The sequence below is a fragment of the Endozoicomonas euniceicola genome, from assembly GCF_025562755.1.
GTDB lineage: Bacteria > Pseudomonadota > Gammaproteobacteria > Pseudomonadales > Endozoicomonadaceae > Endozoicomonas_A > Endozoicomonas_A euniceicola.
The window spans coordinates 1,669,306-1,682,207 of record NZ_CP103300.1; the positions used below are offsets into that span (position 1 = coordinate 1,669,306).

A 12,902-nucleotide genomic window follows, 5' to 3' on the forward strand; every position below is an offset into this window, starting at 1 on the left:
TAAAAATCAATAAAAACCCCATAGAGCCTGCCCGATTCTCTCATACGACAATGGTTCTTGGTAGGGAAGGAGTAAAAGTTGTGCCGGTAGAAGTAACGCCCAGTAAGAATAAGCAAAATAAGCGTGTTTATCGGGTGAGAATCCGAGTCCGGAAAGGAGACTTTCAACGTAGCCAAACCCAGACATTCAACGACAAGCGTCAGGGGTTATCCTGGGGCAACCGCAAAGAAGAGGAATTCCTCAACGAATACGAACAAATCCAGAGCGGTCGCCCACCGAAACCCAAAGACAGCAACCTGACATTATCGGAGTACCTGCAAAAGCTACTGGACTACATGGAAATTCTTCCAGAAAGCGACAGATTTCGTTCAGCAGACCTGTCCTGTCTGCGGAAGTGGCAAAAAACACCACTGGCTGACATCAAGTCGCCAAACCTGTCCGGTCAGGACCTGATTAACTTCTTTGAACGGCGCATCAGGGAACAGCGCATAAGTCCGGCAACCAATCATTCGGATATGTGTGTGCTGGTAAAGGCACTCAAATGGCACAGGCGGTTGAACATCCCGTTCAATAACTTCATTACCGATGAGCTGCGTCAGGATATGTGGGATTTGGGATTAACAGGCAAATCCCGTCATAAAGACATTCGGCCAACAGAGCAACAGGTACTCACCCTTTATCGCCACTTCCGTCCGCCATGTGGTGCTGCGTAAACGCACGACGCTGGGAGACGCTGGCTTACTGAAAAAGATTAGCGTTGATATCCATCCGAACCTGAACCTGATCCGTGAGGTCAATGACTTCCATACGCTGTTTGAAGGGCAGGCACTGCGCACCAGCGAGCATTTCCGCGAAGCCTACGGGGAAGCAGAGTGTTCGGCAAAACCCTGGGTGAAAAGATGGACGAGTATATCCACGACCACAGCGAAGCCAATGGCTTTGACCTGAGATACAACGCCTCCATGCAGCCATCCGACAATGACTGGCGGGATTGCTCTCAGGTGCTTTCACAGCGTGACTTTGCCAGCTTGATGCGGGAAGGGTGGAGCCGTTAGGAGGCGGTCTTGAAAAAGGGAACCTGGATTCTGGGCAGTTGCATCCGGCTGCATGTACTGGTCAGATATTCCCGCCAGTAGGGCCATACATTGAACATGACATTTCGGGTCGCAAATGCCTCAATAGCCTCTGCACTCAGTTCCGGATCAAGCATTTCATATTCAGCAACAAAGGTTGCCTCAATAAGCGCCTTTTGCTCCAGTTCACCATTGACTGGCAGCATCATCCGGCTGCCAACATCGGCGTAAAAACGGACAATCCTGGCCTTCAGTCCGTCATCGTCCTCAAAGTCGATCTGTTCCGTTCTGGAGACTAGATGCTTCGACTGAATCTGTAAGTTTTCTATTGCCGGGTCATAAGCCGGAAAAAACTGCTCAGCCATCCAGCAGTTAGCAGAAAATAAAGAAACGCTATTGATCTCCAGGGCTTTAACAGCCTGTTTCAGTGCTTCGTCATTCACCATAGTGCCTGGATGCCTGTTGGGTTGGATCGATTGGATTTGACTGGCTATGAACCAGTCTCAAACCTGCATGGCTGCTCTTGTTTACAACAGCTTTGACGGGCATCGCCCTAGCGTAGGGATCACTGGCAGCCGCACAAAAGCCTGAAGAGTAGGTGACTGCTCCCCACCCTATCGGGTGAGGCTTCTGATTTCTTAGGCAGCAACCGACAGTATGCCGGATTTACGCAAGCCTCCATCAGCAGAAACGGACAGTCCTTCCGCCTTTAATTTCAATATGCCTTGCTTCTTGATATTGCGAGCTGCATTAATATCCCGGTCATGGATAGCACCACAGCTACACTCCCATGATCGGATTCTCAATGGCATTTTTTCCTGTTTCAAATCGCAGACTGAGCAAGTTTTAGAGGATGCAAACCACTGGTCTATCTTCACCAGATGTTTACCTTCCTGCTTTGCCTTGTATTCGAGTTTGGTTATCAGTGAGTGCCAGCCAGCATCAGCAATAGAACGAGCAAGACGCTTGTTCTTGAGCATGTTTTTAACTTTCAGTGTCTCCACAATCACCGCTTGGTTTTCGTCGATGAGTTGTTTTGATAGCTTATGCTGAAAATCATTACGGGCAAAGGCTACACGCTCATGCGCCTTTGCCACCAATAAACGGGCTTTGTGCCTACCTTTTGAGCCTTTCTTGCAGCGAGATAGAGCCTGTTGTTTTCTTTTCAGGTTACGTTGTGCTTTTTTCAGAAAGCGAGGATTGCCAGTCTTATGGCCGGTACTGGTGATAGCCAGATCAGTAATCCCCATATCAACACCGACAACCTGATTAGCTTCAAGATTATCAATCTGTTTTGGTTGTTCCTGGGTATCATCAGCCAATATGGAGGCAAAATACTTGCCGGTTAGCGTTCTGCTCAGGGTGATAGACTTCACCTTACCCACTATTTCACGATGCACTTTAGCCCTTATGGGCTTGCACTTGGGGATTTTTATCCCGTTATCGCCCACAGAGACAGACGTACAATGGTAGCTACTTTGCTTGCCATGCTTTTTCTTGAAGCGAGGAAATCTTGCCTGCAATTTGGGATTGAAAAAGTTTTGAAAGGCCGTATCCAGATTGATAGTGGCCTGTTGCAGTGCAATAGAGTCAGCGTTTTTCAGCCATGAGTACTTTCGGCTTTTCTTGGCTTTTGCCAGCAAGGGCTTCAGGTGTTTTTTGGGAGAAAGGCTCTGCCCACGAACCTTGTAATAATGAACCTTAATAGCCAGGGCCTTGTTCCATACGAACCGCACAGCATCAAACTGACGGTCGAGAAATTCCGCCTGCTCTGATGTTGGATAGATTCGTACTTTGGTGGCTCTCAGCATGGAACGTTATTTCAGTGCTCATTAATATAAACTTCATATTACAGGTATTTGAAAGAGGTTTTCAAGTGAGCGCACACAATAAAGATTTACTTAAAGGGTATCTTCGCAAACGACATAGCGTTACCAAGCTGGTTATTCATTTGGTGTTCACGACAAAGTACAGACGAAAGCTTTTTGATGGCTATATGATCAAGCAGTTACGGGAGTCGTTCGAGAGTGCATGTGAAAAACTGGAATGCCAGTTACTTGAAATGGATGGCGAAAAAGATCACGTACACCTGTTGGTGACCTACCCACCAAAACTGGCTATCAGTGTCATGGTAAATAATCTCAAATCAACATCATCAAGACGGTTGCGAATGCTGAATACCCACCTTACTGCTCAGAGCAAAGCAGGCTTAATGTGGTCAAGGTCTTACTTTGCTTGCAGTGCTGGCGGTGCAACTATCGAGACTCTGAAGGACTACGTTAATAGCCAGAGTACACCAGATTGATGGCGGAAGGCTCTGCGCCTTCCCGTCTTATATCCCCGCCCGCATTGGGCGAGGGTTTACGACGATTTTGCTAAGGATATTGTTTATATGCTGGTTCAGGCTCACCCCTTCCTGCTCAGCACCTTCGGCCAGATTGCGATGAAGGCTTTTTGCCAGTCGCAGGGTTACACGGCCACTGAAGTCGTCCGCTGGTTCATAAGGTACAGGCATTGCCTTACCTTTTTCAGCAAAGACCTCCGCCGTTGTCTCTATTGTGTCAATCGCCAGGGCATAGGCTTCGTCGAAAGTATCAGCGTATTCAGCCACATCTGGCAGCTCTTTGACCCGAGCCTCGAAAAACAACTCGCCATCGAAATCAGCCCGCCGGACGGTGATGTTATAGCTGTGAGGATTCATAAATCCTGTCTCCGTTCAAATACGTTCAAGCTATCGTTTTTTTAAGTATGCACGAATGGCTGCTTCGTGTTGCTCCAACGTCTTTTTGACCTTGTTGATATAAGGCCGCTTAATTTCCGGGTTCTTACCATGGTCGCAGTTATAGGCAGCAGAATGGAACCCCGGAATATGGTCATGGGTGAACACCTTGTGTCCCCCTCTTTTGCCATCTTTAACTTCAAATCCCAAGCCAGTGAGGAGCGTCGTTAACTTGCGACATCGCATTGAAGCCCCTGCCTGTTCAAGCTCAGTAATTACATCATCAAATTTACTATCGACCATTATGACACCGTATATAGTGTCAGGCTCGCAATATAGCAAGAACAAACCCGACAAATCCACTAACTACCGTAAAATCCTGTTCATGCTAAGCGAGATATAGTTTTCCAGCCATAGCAAAAAAATATTGGTCAAATGTGGGTAAGACTGCCCGACTCTACAGTGCTGCATTGCTGACCAACCCCATATACAACAAAGAATACTTGTTGGACATCCTCCTGCCCCCAGCTAAGTCATTGATCCCCCGTGTCCAAAAAACTTAATCCTGCCCAACTGGACAGGATGTAAAGCAGGGTCTAATTTTTCCTTTACTCAGAATAAGAAGTAGAGGAGCCCCGCCATGAGAGGCCAGAACGTCGGATACATCCGGGTCAGCAGCGTTGACAAAACACCGCCCGCCAGCTTGAAGGCATTAATCTCGATACCACCTTTGAATACCATGGCAGCGGCAAAGACACCAACCGGCCCCAGCTAAAAGCCCGTCTGCGCCACTTGCGACAGGGCGACCGCTCACACGTCCATTCCATTGATCGACTCGCCCGCAGCCTGAAAGACCTTCAGAAGCTGGTGGAAGAACTGACCGGGCAAGGTATCAGTGTTCAGTTCCACAAAGAGAACCTGCTTTTCTCCGGTGACAGCAACCCCATGCACAAGCTGATGTTCCAAATGATGGGAGCCTTTGCCGAATTCGAGCACAGCATGATCAGAGAACGACAAAGGGAAGGCATCGCCGCCCCCAGAAAGCAGGGCAAGCAGATCGGGGCGAAACCCAAGCTCACTGAGGAACAGTTAGCAGAAATCAGAGAACGACTCGATTCGGGGGAGGAAAAGAAAGCGTTGGCATTAGAGTATGGAGTCAGCAGGCAAACGCTATACAACGCATTAAACTAACCCCCTTTTTTTTTAGTGGTCTAATTACTACCTCTGAAAACCGGGTAACAGCAGCAAAGTAACTATCTGAAACCTTTTCTAACCAAAACCAACTATTTCTTTTTTTAAAGTGAAAAATCATGACCAATGAAAATAAACATTAGCCATAATTAATTGATTTTATAGAGATTTATAAAAGAAGACATGCCATAGACCATCGTGTAGCCGATGGCGATAAGCGCATAGGTGCTGCCTATCGTCAGTCCGTTAAGTACCTGCTGAATAAGGTAATAACCAGAATCCCCCATTCTACATCCTCTTTTTTATTATTCTTGATAAATACTATTGTCAGGAGCCTGTCCGATTCTCTCATACGACAGTGGCTCTTGGTAGGGAAGGGGCATTCAATCCCCCCAGCCTTTCCTGTACCCTACCCCCATCTACAACCCAGGCCGTCCGTCAGCCGCACACCGGCACAACCAACCGGGCGCTTGCATCACCGGAACACGCCCGCTGGGGTGAAATCATCAGCCGCACCGAAAATATCGGTGAAGCCATCGACGAAGCCTTTGCCGACATCGAAGCGCAGAACAGCTATCTCGAAGGCGTACTGACGGCGATCCAGTTCGGCGACAAGGCCAAGCTGGGCGACGAGCTGCCGTCCCGCCTGCTGCGCCACTTCAACCAGTACAACCTCGGCAACGACCACTTGTATAAAGCCGATATGCTGGGCGATGCCTACGAGTACCTGATCAAACAGTTTGCCGACGACGCCGGCAAGAAAGGCGGCGAGTTCTATACCCCCAAGCCCGTCGTACAACTGCTGGTCAACCTGCTTGACCCGCAACCCGGCCACACGGTGTACGACCCGACCTCTGGCAGTGGCGGAATGCTGGTGGAAAGCGCCCATCATGTGGCACAGTTGCCCAACGGCACCATTGCCGGACAGCCCAACATCCTGCTCTACGGTCAGGAGAAAAAACCTCGGCACCTGGGCCATTGGCAAGCTGAACCTGTACCTGCACAACATGCGGGCGGAACTGGAACGGGGCGATACCCTGGTTCAACCCCTGCACCGTGATGAAAACGGCATCCTGAGTTTTGACCGGGTAATTGCCAATCCACCGTTTTGCCCCATGGCGTACTGTTCCGGGGCGGAGAAGAAGGCAAAATCCGCACCGGCCTGCTGAAAGGCAACGACGAACTGCCCGGTGATCGCATTGAAGCCGTCATCGGCCTGCCCTCGGCCCTGTTCTACAACACCGGCATTCCCGCCTGTATCCTGATTCTTAACAAACAGAAGCCGGACAACCTGAAAAACAAAGTGGTGTTCATTGATGCCAGCCGTGAGTTCACCGAAGGCAAAAACCAGAACAGCCTGCGCCCCGAAGATATCGAGCGTATCCACGACGCCCACAGCGCCGCTTTCCACCACAACATCGAAGAAGACAAATACTGTCGTGTGGTAGAGCTGAAAGAGATTGCAGACAACGACTACAACCTGAACATTGCCCGCTATATCGACACCTCGGAGCCAGAGCCGCAAGTGGATATTCCGGTGGTGCTGGTTGAGTTGAATGCTATTACCGATAACCTGAAAGCTGTGGATGATGAGCTGGATGGTTATTTGGAAGAGCTGGGGCTGGTTGCTGCGTCGGCTGAAGTGGAGGAAAAGTAAACTGAGACTTGGAGATTTGGTTACAGTCAGGACAGGCTATCTCGGTACGACAGCCGTTGTTACAGAGGAGTTTGCTGGTTCAAACTGTGTAGATTTAGTTATCTCACGTCCCAAGCAGCAAGCTGTTATGCCTGAGTACCTTGCAAACTGGATTAACTCTGATGAGGGTAAAAACCAAATCTTACAAATGCAGGGTGGGCTGGCTCAGCAACATTTTAATGTTGGTGACATGAAAACTCTTAAAGTAGCTATTCCTGCTGTCTACGAGCAGAGAAAAATCGTTAATGTAATTTCATCAGTTAGCAAGAAGCTTGACCACCTGACCACCCAAAAATCCCAAACCCAACAACTGAAAAAAGGCCTGATGCAAAAACTGCTCACCGGCCAGATCAGGGTTAAGCCGGAACCACAGGATCATTAACCGGCCGGATTGTCTCCGCACTGCGGGGGCAATTCCCTTCGGCTCAGTGCTTGCCAACATGCTCTTTCAGCACATCATCTATCCGGCTTTGCCGGCCGCTGCCTGTTGCCCGGAAAAACTCAAGCACTTCAGGGCTGAGGGATAGACACCTGCTCTTTAGTCGGCTCTTTCTGTTGCCCACGGGTTCGGCGGCGGTATTCCTCGACAATTTCAGGCAATACTTCTATGGCCGGGCGGGCATTTGCAATTTCTTCATCTGTCCATTCCGGCACATCAACCGAGTCCCAATCTTCCTGGCTAATGTCATCGGGCTTTTTGGGTTCTTCGCTCATAGTCTGCTCACAAGTGAAAGTACCAGTTCACGACAAATACGCTGATGATGGTAGTAATCAAGCCGCCAAAGGTGATCCAGTATTGCCGGTGCATATTACCCAGTTCGGAGCGGATACTGCCTACTTCTTTATGCATTTCTGAACGCAGGCCGGATATCTCTGTCCGCACTTCCGAACGCAGGTCGGTAATGTCTGATTTTAATGCCAGATAGCTGCGCTCACTTTGAAGCTGTATCTGCATGATGGCTTCCTGCATCACCAGTACATCTTTCTTGCTGGCGTTGTGGTCAGGGTCAAGGGAGGCACTGACGGATACGGCCAGTTCTTCATCAATTCCGATGCGTTTTAATTCTGAGAATAACGACTTTTCCATAGCTCACCTTCCGGATTGAGAGGTGATTATAGACTCTGTAGCGGGAAGGTTCCTTCGGCTATCGTTGCCCGTTGCCCGTTGCCCGTTGCCCGTTGCCCGTTGCCCGTTGCCCGAAAAAAGTTTCGCTCAGAGCTGTTCTTTCAGCCACTCATAACCAGGGGATCAAACATAAATCAATCCTCCCAGTTTCTACTCATAAATGAAAGTACCAGTTCACGACAAACACGCTGATGATGGTAGTAATCAAGCCACCAAAGGTGATCCAGTACTGCCGGTGCATATTGCCCAGCTCGGAGCGGATACTGCCTGTTTCTTTGTGCATTTCCGAACGCAGACCGGATATTTCTGTCTGCATTTCTGAGCGCAGGCCGGATATTTCTGTCCGCATTTCTGAACGCAGGCCGGATATTTCTGTCCGCACTTCCGAGCGCAGGTCGGTAATATCTGACTTTAATGCCAGATAGCTGCGCTCACTTTGAAGCTGTATCTGCATGATGGCTTCCTGCATCACCAGTACATCTTTCTTGCTGGCGTTGTGGTCAGGGTCAAGGGAGGCGCTGACAGATACGGCCAGTTCTTCATCAATTCCGATGCGTTTTAATTCTGAGAATAACGACTTTTCCATAGCTCACCTTCCGGATTGAGAAGTGATTATAGACTCTGGATACCACCGAACCAGCAGGAGTGATAAAGTTTCCCCGTTTTAGATTGTGTACCGAAGTCAGGAGTCTTGCGATGAACACGGACGATGCCCCCTTTCATCGAAAAAGTAACGCTGAACGGGAAGGCGTCGGTGATTCATAGCAGCGGGATTCAGGTTAAGGACAAACAGGGTCGCCCCCGCAGTGTCTGCTTTTTCAATCAAGCGGAGCCATTAGACAACCGCTTTCATGTGGTGGATCAATTACCTTCACCAACGTCGGCATGAGCCCCATCAAAGCCCCGTCGGTTGCCGGGCTTGAAAGGATGCTATCGAACGACTACGGCAGTGTATTTACCAGTACTATCCAGAAATTTCAGGAACGGGATGGCAAGCCCATCAAGGCCGCCGCCAAAGAGGCAGAAGCCGACAACGAAGACAACCAGACCCGTGTCCGGCGGGTGCTTGAAGATGGCAAGTTCTATATCTGCGAAGACCTGAACGTCAACTATGGCCTGCTCAATGCCGACGGCACTGCCAGACCTAAGCAATGGGTGGAACAAAGCCGGGAGGCGGTGGACTTTCAGGTATTGTCCACCAAACCCAACTTTTATGTTCTGGTGGATGAAGCCCACCGCAGCCAGTACGGTTTTCTGGCGGCCTTTATGCGGGCCAGCTTGCCTAATGCCAGGTTCATCGCCTTTACCGGCACACCGCCGTTCAAGGAAGACAAGAACACGCTCAATGCTTTTATGGGAAAGGGTGGTAGCGGCGACTACATCTCGACACCTACCGGCTGGATGAAGCCGTCGCCGACGGTGCCACACTGCCCATTAAGTATCAGGAAGGCATGACCGACCTGACCGTTGATCCGGAGCTGGATACCGGTTTTGGTGATGTGTTCGGTCAGGAAGATGAAGCCCGTCAGAAGCAGCTGAAGCAGGCGGGGGGCGGGGAGCAGTGAACGGGCGGTTACTCTCCGCGCGAACGGCGGAGAGTTTGTTAAATTGCGATTTGTATTTAGCCAAATACAACCAGCGCTCCGGTTATGGCAAAAACCTGAATAAACAGTGCACAAATAAAAGCGGCGATAATGGGACGGACACCAACCTGCATCATTTCGCTGAATCGGGTTTTTAAACCCAGGGCTGCTAATGCTATGGCTAAAATAACAGCACCTGCATTTTTGAGTTGCGCGGTTATGGCAGGCGTCAGTATACCGGTAGAATTTACGATGACGACGGCCAGAAACAAGATCACATACATAGGCACAACGTCTTTGAGTTTCACGGTTGTGGCTTCACCGGAAGTTTGGGCATTGGAGCGAGCCACGTACCAGCATAAGCCGATGGAGAGTGGAATCAGGAATAAGACACGACAAAGCTTAGTCAGTATGGCAAAGGTTTCTACCTGGCTTGAACCGACAGCAGCACCGGCTGCAACAACTTCTGCAACTTCCGGGAGGCTGGCTCCTGTCCACACCGCATAAACCATTTCATCCATCTGAAAGTGATGAAATGCTGCCGGTAAAATAAACATGGCTACCGTGCCAAAAAGAGTAATGGCACCAATACCAAATGCAGTGTCTTTACCGCTGGCTTTAATGATCGGGGCAACAGCAGCAATAGCAGAGGCACCGCAAACCGTGGTTCCGGCAGCGATACACAGAGTCGTACTTTTGGCCAGCTTCATTTTGGAACAGATAAATAAACAGAAACCAAAAGTGCAGCATGCCAGCAGTATCACGAAAACCAGACCTTGCCACCCCAGCATCATGATATCGCTTAAACTGAGCTTAAAGCCAAGCATGATGACACCCAGACGCAGTATATCTTTGCTGGCGTAGGTTATGCCCGGAGCAACTACTGCCTGTTTTTCCGGCTTCCAGAAAACGTTGGTGACGATCATTCCTAGAATAATGGCGTAAAGTAAGCCACTGATATGCAAGTGACTGTTAAAGGGCATTTTTGCCAATACGGTTGCACCTGCTGCAATAGCGCAGGCAAGCAATAGTCCTGGAAGTTGTTTTGGCAGGGTAGAATTTTTTTGGGCGAGTGAATTAACAGCTTTAGTATCCATGCGCTCTACTCTTGTTTTTGTGAAATAGTTATTGTTAAAAAATTGCTGTGGAAAAAATGTTCTTTTAAAACTGTCTGGATGAAAATACACAGCCAGAATCTAAAAATCATAAATTAACAATGTGCTCAGACAGTCGTTTTTATATTCAATCTGCTTAAACAATCAACAAAACACTTTTCAGAAATTCATATCACGAGTGTGAAGAATGTTGCGCGTCAACATTTATAATGTTCATGATTATTTACAGAAAAGCATTAACAAAAAACTTAAACTAAGTTTACATGTTGACTTTCTTACAGGGTAATCTAATGATAATGGAGGAATATTGATGTGAATCAGCGTTATGGCATCTTATCAATAACTCTGATTATTGTTTTTATGGAATGTGAAAACCACGCAGTGTTGGACACCCATCGAAATCAACCGCCCCAGAAAAACCGACAAAAACAGTAAGGAAAAAGAAGTCGCTCCCATCTACAAAAAAGCGCTGACCGACCCTTATGGACGACTGGGTTACAGTATTCCGCCCCATGATAACGGCGATCTCGCTTTCGTACAGACATGCTCGCCAGTTTGAAAGACAATGGTCGCATGGGTGTAGTACTGCCCCACGGCATACTGTTCCGGGGCGGTGAAGAAGGCAAAATCCGCACCGACCTGGGAAGGGCAACGCCGAACTGCCCGGTGATCGCATTGAATCCGTCATCGGCCGGATTGTCTCCACACTGCGGAAGCAATTCCCTTTAATAGCATGATATCCGTGCTATTATGATTCGATGATTACTTCATTCAAAGACAAGGCGACTGAAGATATCTTTAATGGCACGGCCTCTCGTCATGCCCGAAAGGCCTGTCCACAGTCGCTCTGGCGCCTGGCCTGCCGCAAACTGGATCAACTTGATTCGGTGTCGTCACTGGATGATCTCAGGCTTCCTCCGGGCAATCGTCTTGAGGTTTTATCTGGCAACCGAAAAGGACAATACAGCATCCGGATTAATGATCAGTACAGAATTTGCTTTGTCTGGCTTAAGTCTGCCCCGGCAGAAGTGGAAGTAACGGATTACCATTAGGAGCACAACCAATGACCCGCATCCCCACAAACCGCCCCCCCACTCATCCCGGTGAAATGCTGCTGGAAGAGTTCCTGTTACCGATGGATATTACTCAGCGGGAGCTGGCGTCAGCTATTCATGTCCCTTACCAGCGAGTCAACGAACTCGTCAACGGCAAACGGGGCATTACCCCTAGCACTGCCCTGCGACTGGCTCGCTTTTTTGGTATGTCGCCAGACTTCTGGCTTAACCTGCAATTACGATGGGATTTATACAAGGTACAACAGGCTGAAAAAAACGATATTGACCGGATAGAGGCGTTTGCAAAAAGGAGCCCATAAAATCTAATCTAGATTTTAGCCTTATATACCTCAAAAAAAACTTTACATTCAGGTTCAACACCTAAGAATTTCCTTGAAATTGAAAAAATTCTAAAGTACGGTTTGTCGCTCGAATTTGCCAGGACTGAAAACAATGTAGGCAAAAACTTTTGATTAAAACTAGCTTTAGATACTGGTTTATTTATTTTTGTACTTACAATTCTATTAAATGCTGCTTTAGCTTTCCCAAACTCTTTGTGATATAACATTCCCTTTTTTAGGCCATCTACTTGCTCTTCAGATAAAGGGATAGCAAGTTTTTTCTTGCTATGTAGTAAATACAAATCCTTTGATCGTGTAAATTTTTTTTCAGACTCATCTATTGTTTGATATCCGCCATTAATCCATTGATTTAATGTAAAAATAGAGACCATTGATTGTAAGAGATAAAATTCTTTATTTTTTCTGAGAATAACGAAATCATGTTTGTCTCCTCCAAGACCATAAGCAGAGTCTTTAAGCTTATGAACAAATATATAATCATGTTCCTCGTCAGCATTGATATATTTTATATATTTATCTTTATCACCGAACAGAAAAATGGAAGCCTCAGAAAGTTCCTCTTTAGCAAAGTTTTTTTGAATGGATAATGCTGTTTTATGACATATTGTTTCTTCTTTTAATTCATCGGTAGTTGATTTTAATTGTTGCAAAATTATGTCATTTACTTTTATAGGAAACCTGTCATGCACTACTTTTTCATAGGGATTTAATGTTGTAGAACGACTATCAGCTAGAAGACATCTATTTTCATCTTCTTTAATATCAACTTTTTTTGAAACATAACAAGCAGAGCTGTCAAGTGTACTCGGAATGGATTGAGTTTTTTTCTGCAATACAGTTTTTTGTAAAAAATTATTTGAACATGCTCCCTCCATGGCCGTAATACTCCTTTTTTAACTAATAATTTATTGTAACTGCTCACATGTGATAAATGATTTGACTCGAAATTACCGGTAAAGTTCATTTACTCAGATTTAACGAA

General features: G+C 47.5%; 21 protein-coding genes and 3 pseudogenes. 14 read left to right on the top strand and 10 right to left on the bottom strand.

From position 1 onward, the window contains the following. Window positions 1-80 precede the first annotated feature (80 nt). A complete protein-coding gene (locus NX720_RS06525) occupies window positions 81-713 on the top strand; it encodes a hypothetical protein (RefSeq protein ID WP_262600184.1) in 633 nt (210 codons plus the stop codon). A gap of 159 nt (window positions 714-872) precedes the next feature. After that, complete coding sequence (locus NX720_RS06530; RefSeq protein WP_262600186.1) at window positions 873-1,055, top strand: hypothetical protein; 183 nt, start codon at window positions 873-875, stop codon at window positions 1,053-1,055. On the opposite strand, the gene NX720_RS06535 is transcribed toward NX720_RS06530, so the two are convergent. Beyond that, complete coding sequence (locus NX720_RS06535; RefSeq protein ID WP_262600188.1) at window positions 1,052-1,519, bottom strand: hypothetical protein; 468 nt, start codon at window positions 1,517-1,519, stop codon at window positions 1,052-1,054. The two genes, NX720_RS06530 and NX720_RS06535, sit on opposite strands and share 4 nt — an antisense overlap. A gap of 192 nt (window positions 1,520-1,711) precedes the next feature. Beyond that, on the bottom strand, window positions 1,712-2,884 hold the full coding sequence (locus NX720_RS06540; RefSeq protein ID WP_262600189.1) for an RNA-guided endonuclease InsQ/TnpB family protein: 1,173 nt from the start codon (window positions 2,882-2,884) through the stop codon (window positions 1,712-1,714). Between the two features lie 65 nt (window positions 2,885-2,949). On the opposite strand from NX720_RS06540, the gene tnpA reads away from it, so the two are divergent. After that, the gene (tnpA, locus tag NX720_RS06545) at window positions 2,950-3,378 is read left to right on the top strand and encodes an IS200/IS605 family transposase (protein WP_262595413.1); all 429 of its coding nucleotides are present in this window, start codon (window positions 2,950-2,952) and stop codon (window positions 3,376-3,378) included. 27 nt (window positions 3,379-3,405) lie between these two features. On the opposite strand, the gene NX720_RS06550 is transcribed toward tnpA, so the two are convergent. Both NX720_RS06550 and NX720_RS06555 read right to left on the bottom strand, forming a co-directional pair. Continuing rightward, a complete protein-coding gene (locus tag NX720_RS06550; RefSeq protein ID WP_262600190.1) occupies window positions 3,406-3,774 on the bottom strand; it encodes a toxin-antitoxin system HicB family antitoxin in 369 nt (122 codons plus the stop codon). A gap of 30 nt (window positions 3,775-3,804) precedes the next feature. Next, the gene (locus tag NX720_RS06555; RefSeq protein WP_262600191.1) at window positions 3,805-4,038 is read right to left on the bottom strand and encodes a hypothetical protein; all 234 of its coding nucleotides are present in this window, start codon (window positions 4,036-4,038) and stop codon (window positions 3,805-3,807) included. 465 nt (window positions 4,039-4,503) lie between these two features. Between NX720_RS06555 and NX720_RS06560 the strand changes: the two genes are divergently transcribed. After that, entirely contained in the window at window positions 4,504-4,983 is a 480-nt protein-coding gene (locus tag NX720_RS06560; RefSeq protein ID WP_449757783.1) for a recombinase family protein, read from the top strand. A gap of 167 nt (window positions 4,984-5,150) precedes the next feature. On the opposite strand, the pseudogene NX720_RS06565 reads toward NX720_RS06560, so the two are convergent. Continuing rightward, window positions 5,151-5,270 (bottom strand): annotated as a pseudogene (locus NX720_RS06565) (branched-chain amino acid ABC transporter permease LivH); the annotation flags it as partial. A 71-nt stretch (window positions 5,271-5,341) separates the two neighbouring features. Between NX720_RS06565 and NX720_RS06570 the strand changes: the two are divergent. The 3 genes and pseudogenes from NX720_RS06570 (at window position 5,342) to NX720_RS06580 (ending at window position 7,061) form a co-directional block, all read left to right on the top strand. Next, on the top strand, window positions 5,342-6,043 hold the full coding sequence (locus NX720_RS06570; protein WP_262600192.1) for an HsdM family class I SAM-dependent methyltransferase: 702 nt from the start codon (window positions 5,342-5,344) through the stop codon (window positions 6,041-6,043). Continuing rightward, window positions 5,991-6,640: pseudogene (locus NX720_RS06575) on the top strand (N-6 DNA methylase). The gene NX720_RS06570 and the pseudogene NX720_RS06575 overlap by 53 nt, the downstream one beginning before the upstream one ends. Next, the gene (locus NX720_RS06580) at window positions 6,609-7,061 is read left to right on the top strand and encodes a restriction endonuclease subunit S (RefSeq protein ID WP_262601542.1); all 453 of its coding nucleotides are present in this window, start codon (window positions 6,609-6,611) and stop codon (window positions 7,059-7,061) included. The pseudogene NX720_RS06575 and the gene NX720_RS06580 overlap by 32 nt, the downstream one beginning before the upstream one ends. A gap of 43 nt (window positions 7,062-7,104) precedes the next feature. Here NX720_RS06580 and NX720_RS06585 read toward each other — a convergent pair. From NX720_RS06585 to NX720_RS06595, 3 genes and pseudogenes are all read right to left on the bottom strand, one after another. Then, window positions 7,105-7,393 (bottom strand): annotated as a pseudogene (locus NX720_RS06585) (BrnA antitoxin family protein). 7 nt (window positions 7,394-7,400) lie between these two features. Continuing rightward, window positions 7,401-7,766 carry a hypothetical protein gene (locus tag NX720_RS06590; protein WP_262600196.1) on the bottom strand — a complete coding sequence of 122 codons (366 nt, stop codon included), beginning with the start codon at window positions 7,764-7,766 and terminating at the stop codon, window positions 7,401-7,403. A gap of 193 nt (window positions 7,767-7,959) precedes the next feature. After that, window positions 7,960-8,391: a gp58-like family protein gene (locus tag NX720_RS06595; RefSeq protein ID WP_262600197.1), complete on the bottom strand. Its 432-nt coding sequence runs from the start codon at window positions 8,389-8,391 to the stop codon at window positions 7,960-7,962. A 123-nt stretch (window positions 8,392-8,514) separates the two neighbouring features. On the opposite strand from NX720_RS06595, the gene NX720_RS06600 reads away from it, so the two are divergent. Genes NX720_RS06600 through NX720_RS06610 form a run of 3 tightly spaced genes read left to right on the top strand, consistent with a single transcriptional unit; the run spans window position 8,515 to window position 9,370 of the window. Next, window positions 8,515-8,694 (top strand): hypothetical protein, encoded by a 180-nt coding sequence (locus tag NX720_RS06600; protein WP_262600198.1) that lies wholly within the window; start codon window positions 8,515-8,517, stop codon window positions 8,692-8,694. Next, window positions 8,691-9,260 carry a hypothetical protein gene (locus NX720_RS06605; RefSeq protein ID WP_262600199.1) on the top strand — a complete coding sequence of 190 codons (570 nt, stop codon included), beginning with the start codon at window positions 8,691-8,693 and terminating at the stop codon, window positions 9,258-9,260. The genes NX720_RS06600 and NX720_RS06605 overlap by 4 nt, the downstream gene beginning before the upstream one ends. Continuing rightward, on the top strand, window positions 9,239-9,370 hold the full coding sequence (locus NX720_RS06610; RefSeq protein WP_262601543.1) for a hypothetical protein: 132 nt from the start codon (window positions 9,239-9,241) through the stop codon (window positions 9,368-9,370). The genes NX720_RS06605 and NX720_RS06610 overlap by 22 nt, the downstream gene beginning before the upstream one ends. Before the next feature lie 56 nt (window positions 9,371-9,426). Here NX720_RS06610 and NX720_RS06615 read toward each other — a convergent pair whose 3' ends face one another. Beyond that, window positions 9,427-10,485 (bottom strand): YeiH family protein, encoded by a 1,059-nt coding sequence (locus tag NX720_RS06615; protein WP_262600201.1) that lies wholly within the window; start codon window positions 10,483-10,485, stop codon window positions 9,427-9,429. A 385-nt stretch (window positions 10,486-10,870) separates the two neighbouring features. Here NX720_RS06615 and NX720_RS06620 point away from each other — a divergent pair, with 385 nt between their 5' ends. Genes NX720_RS06620 through NX720_RS06635 form a run of 4 tightly spaced genes read left to right on the top strand, consistent with a single transcriptional unit; the run spans window position 10,871 to window position 11,878 of the window. Continuing rightward, window positions 10,871-11,062 (top strand): hypothetical protein, encoded by a 192-nt coding sequence (locus tag NX720_RS06620; RefSeq protein ID WP_262600202.1) that lies wholly within the window; start codon window positions 10,871-10,873, stop codon window positions 11,060-11,062. A gap of 14 nt (window positions 11,063-11,076) precedes the next feature. Beyond that, entirely contained in the window at window positions 11,077-11,232 is a 156-nt protein-coding gene (locus NX720_RS06625; protein ID WP_262601544.1) for an N-6 DNA methylase, read from the top strand. Window positions 11,233-11,261: 29 nt separating this feature from the next. Beyond that, window positions 11,262-11,555, top strand: a complete 294-nt coding sequence (locus tag NX720_RS06630; protein WP_262600203.1) for a type II toxin-antitoxin system RelE/ParE family toxin — start codon at window positions 11,262-11,264, stop codon at window positions 11,553-11,555. 11 nt (window positions 11,556-11,566) lie between these two features. Next, window positions 11,567-11,878, top strand: coding sequence for a HigA family addiction module antitoxin (locus NX720_RS06635; RefSeq protein WP_262600204.1), 312 nt, complete (start codon window positions 11,567-11,569; stop codon window positions 11,876-11,878). Window positions 11,879-11,886: 8 nt separating this feature from the next. Here NX720_RS06635 and NX720_RS06640 read toward each other — a convergent pair whose 3' ends face one another. After that, window positions 11,887-12,795 (bottom strand): hypothetical protein, encoded by a 909-nt coding sequence (locus NX720_RS06640; RefSeq protein ID WP_262600206.1) that lies wholly within the window; start codon window positions 12,793-12,795, stop codon window positions 11,887-11,889. Window positions 12,796-12,902: the final 107 nt, after the last annotated feature.

Excerpts from the sequence above, each read along its gene's own strand:
- NX720_RS06535 (WP_262600188.1), bottom strand. The coding sequence starts at position 1,519 with ATGGTGAATGACGAAGCACTGAAACAGGCTGTTAAAGCCCTGGAGATC.
- NX720_RS06540 (WP_262600189.1), bottom strand. The coding sequence starts at position 2,884 with ATGCTGAGAGCCACCAAAGTACGAATCTATCCAACATCAGAGCAGGCG.
- NX720_RS06550 (WP_262600190.1), bottom strand. The coding sequence starts at position 3,774 with ATGAATCCTCACAGCTATAACATCACCGTCCGGCGGGCTGATTTCGAT.
- NX720_RS06555 (WP_262600191.1), bottom strand. The coding sequence starts at position 4,038 with ATGCGATGTCGCAAGTTAACGACGCTCCTCACTGGCTTGGGATTTGAA.
- NX720_RS06590 (WP_262600196.1), bottom strand. The coding sequence starts at position 7,766 with ATGGAAAAGTCGTTATTCTCAGAATTAAAACGCATCGGAATTGATGAA.
- NX720_RS06595 (WP_262600197.1), bottom strand. The coding sequence starts at position 8,391 with ATGGAAAAGTCGTTATTCTCAGAATTAAAACGCATCGGAATTGATGAA.
- NX720_RS06600 (WP_262600198.1), top strand. The coding sequence starts at position 8,515 with ATGCCCCCTTTCATCGAAAAAGTAACGCTGAACGGGAAGGCGTCGGTG.
- NX720_RS06605 (WP_262600199.1), top strand. The coding sequence starts at position 8,691 with ATGAGCCCCATCAAAGCCCCGTCGGTTGCCGGGCTTGAAAGGATGCTA.
- NX720_RS06615 (WP_262600201.1), bottom strand. The coding sequence starts at position 10,485 with ATGGATACTAAAGCTGTTAATTCACTCGCCCAAAAAAATTCTACCCTG.
- NX720_RS06625 (WP_262601544.1), top strand. The coding sequence starts at position 11,077 with ATGGGTGTAGTACTGCCCCACGGCATACTGTTCCGGGGCGGTGAAGAA.
- NX720_RS06630 (WP_262600203.1), top strand. The coding sequence starts at position 11,262 with ATGATTACTTCATTCAAAGACAAGGCGACTGAAGATATCTTTAATGGC.
- NX720_RS06635 (WP_262600204.1), top strand. The coding sequence starts at position 11,567 with ATGACCCGCATCCCCACAAACCGCCCCCCCACTCATCCCGGTGAAATG.
- NX720_RS06640 (WP_262600206.1), bottom strand. The coding sequence starts at position 12,795 with ATGGAGGGAGCATGTTCAAATAATTTTTTACAAAAAACTGTATTGCAG.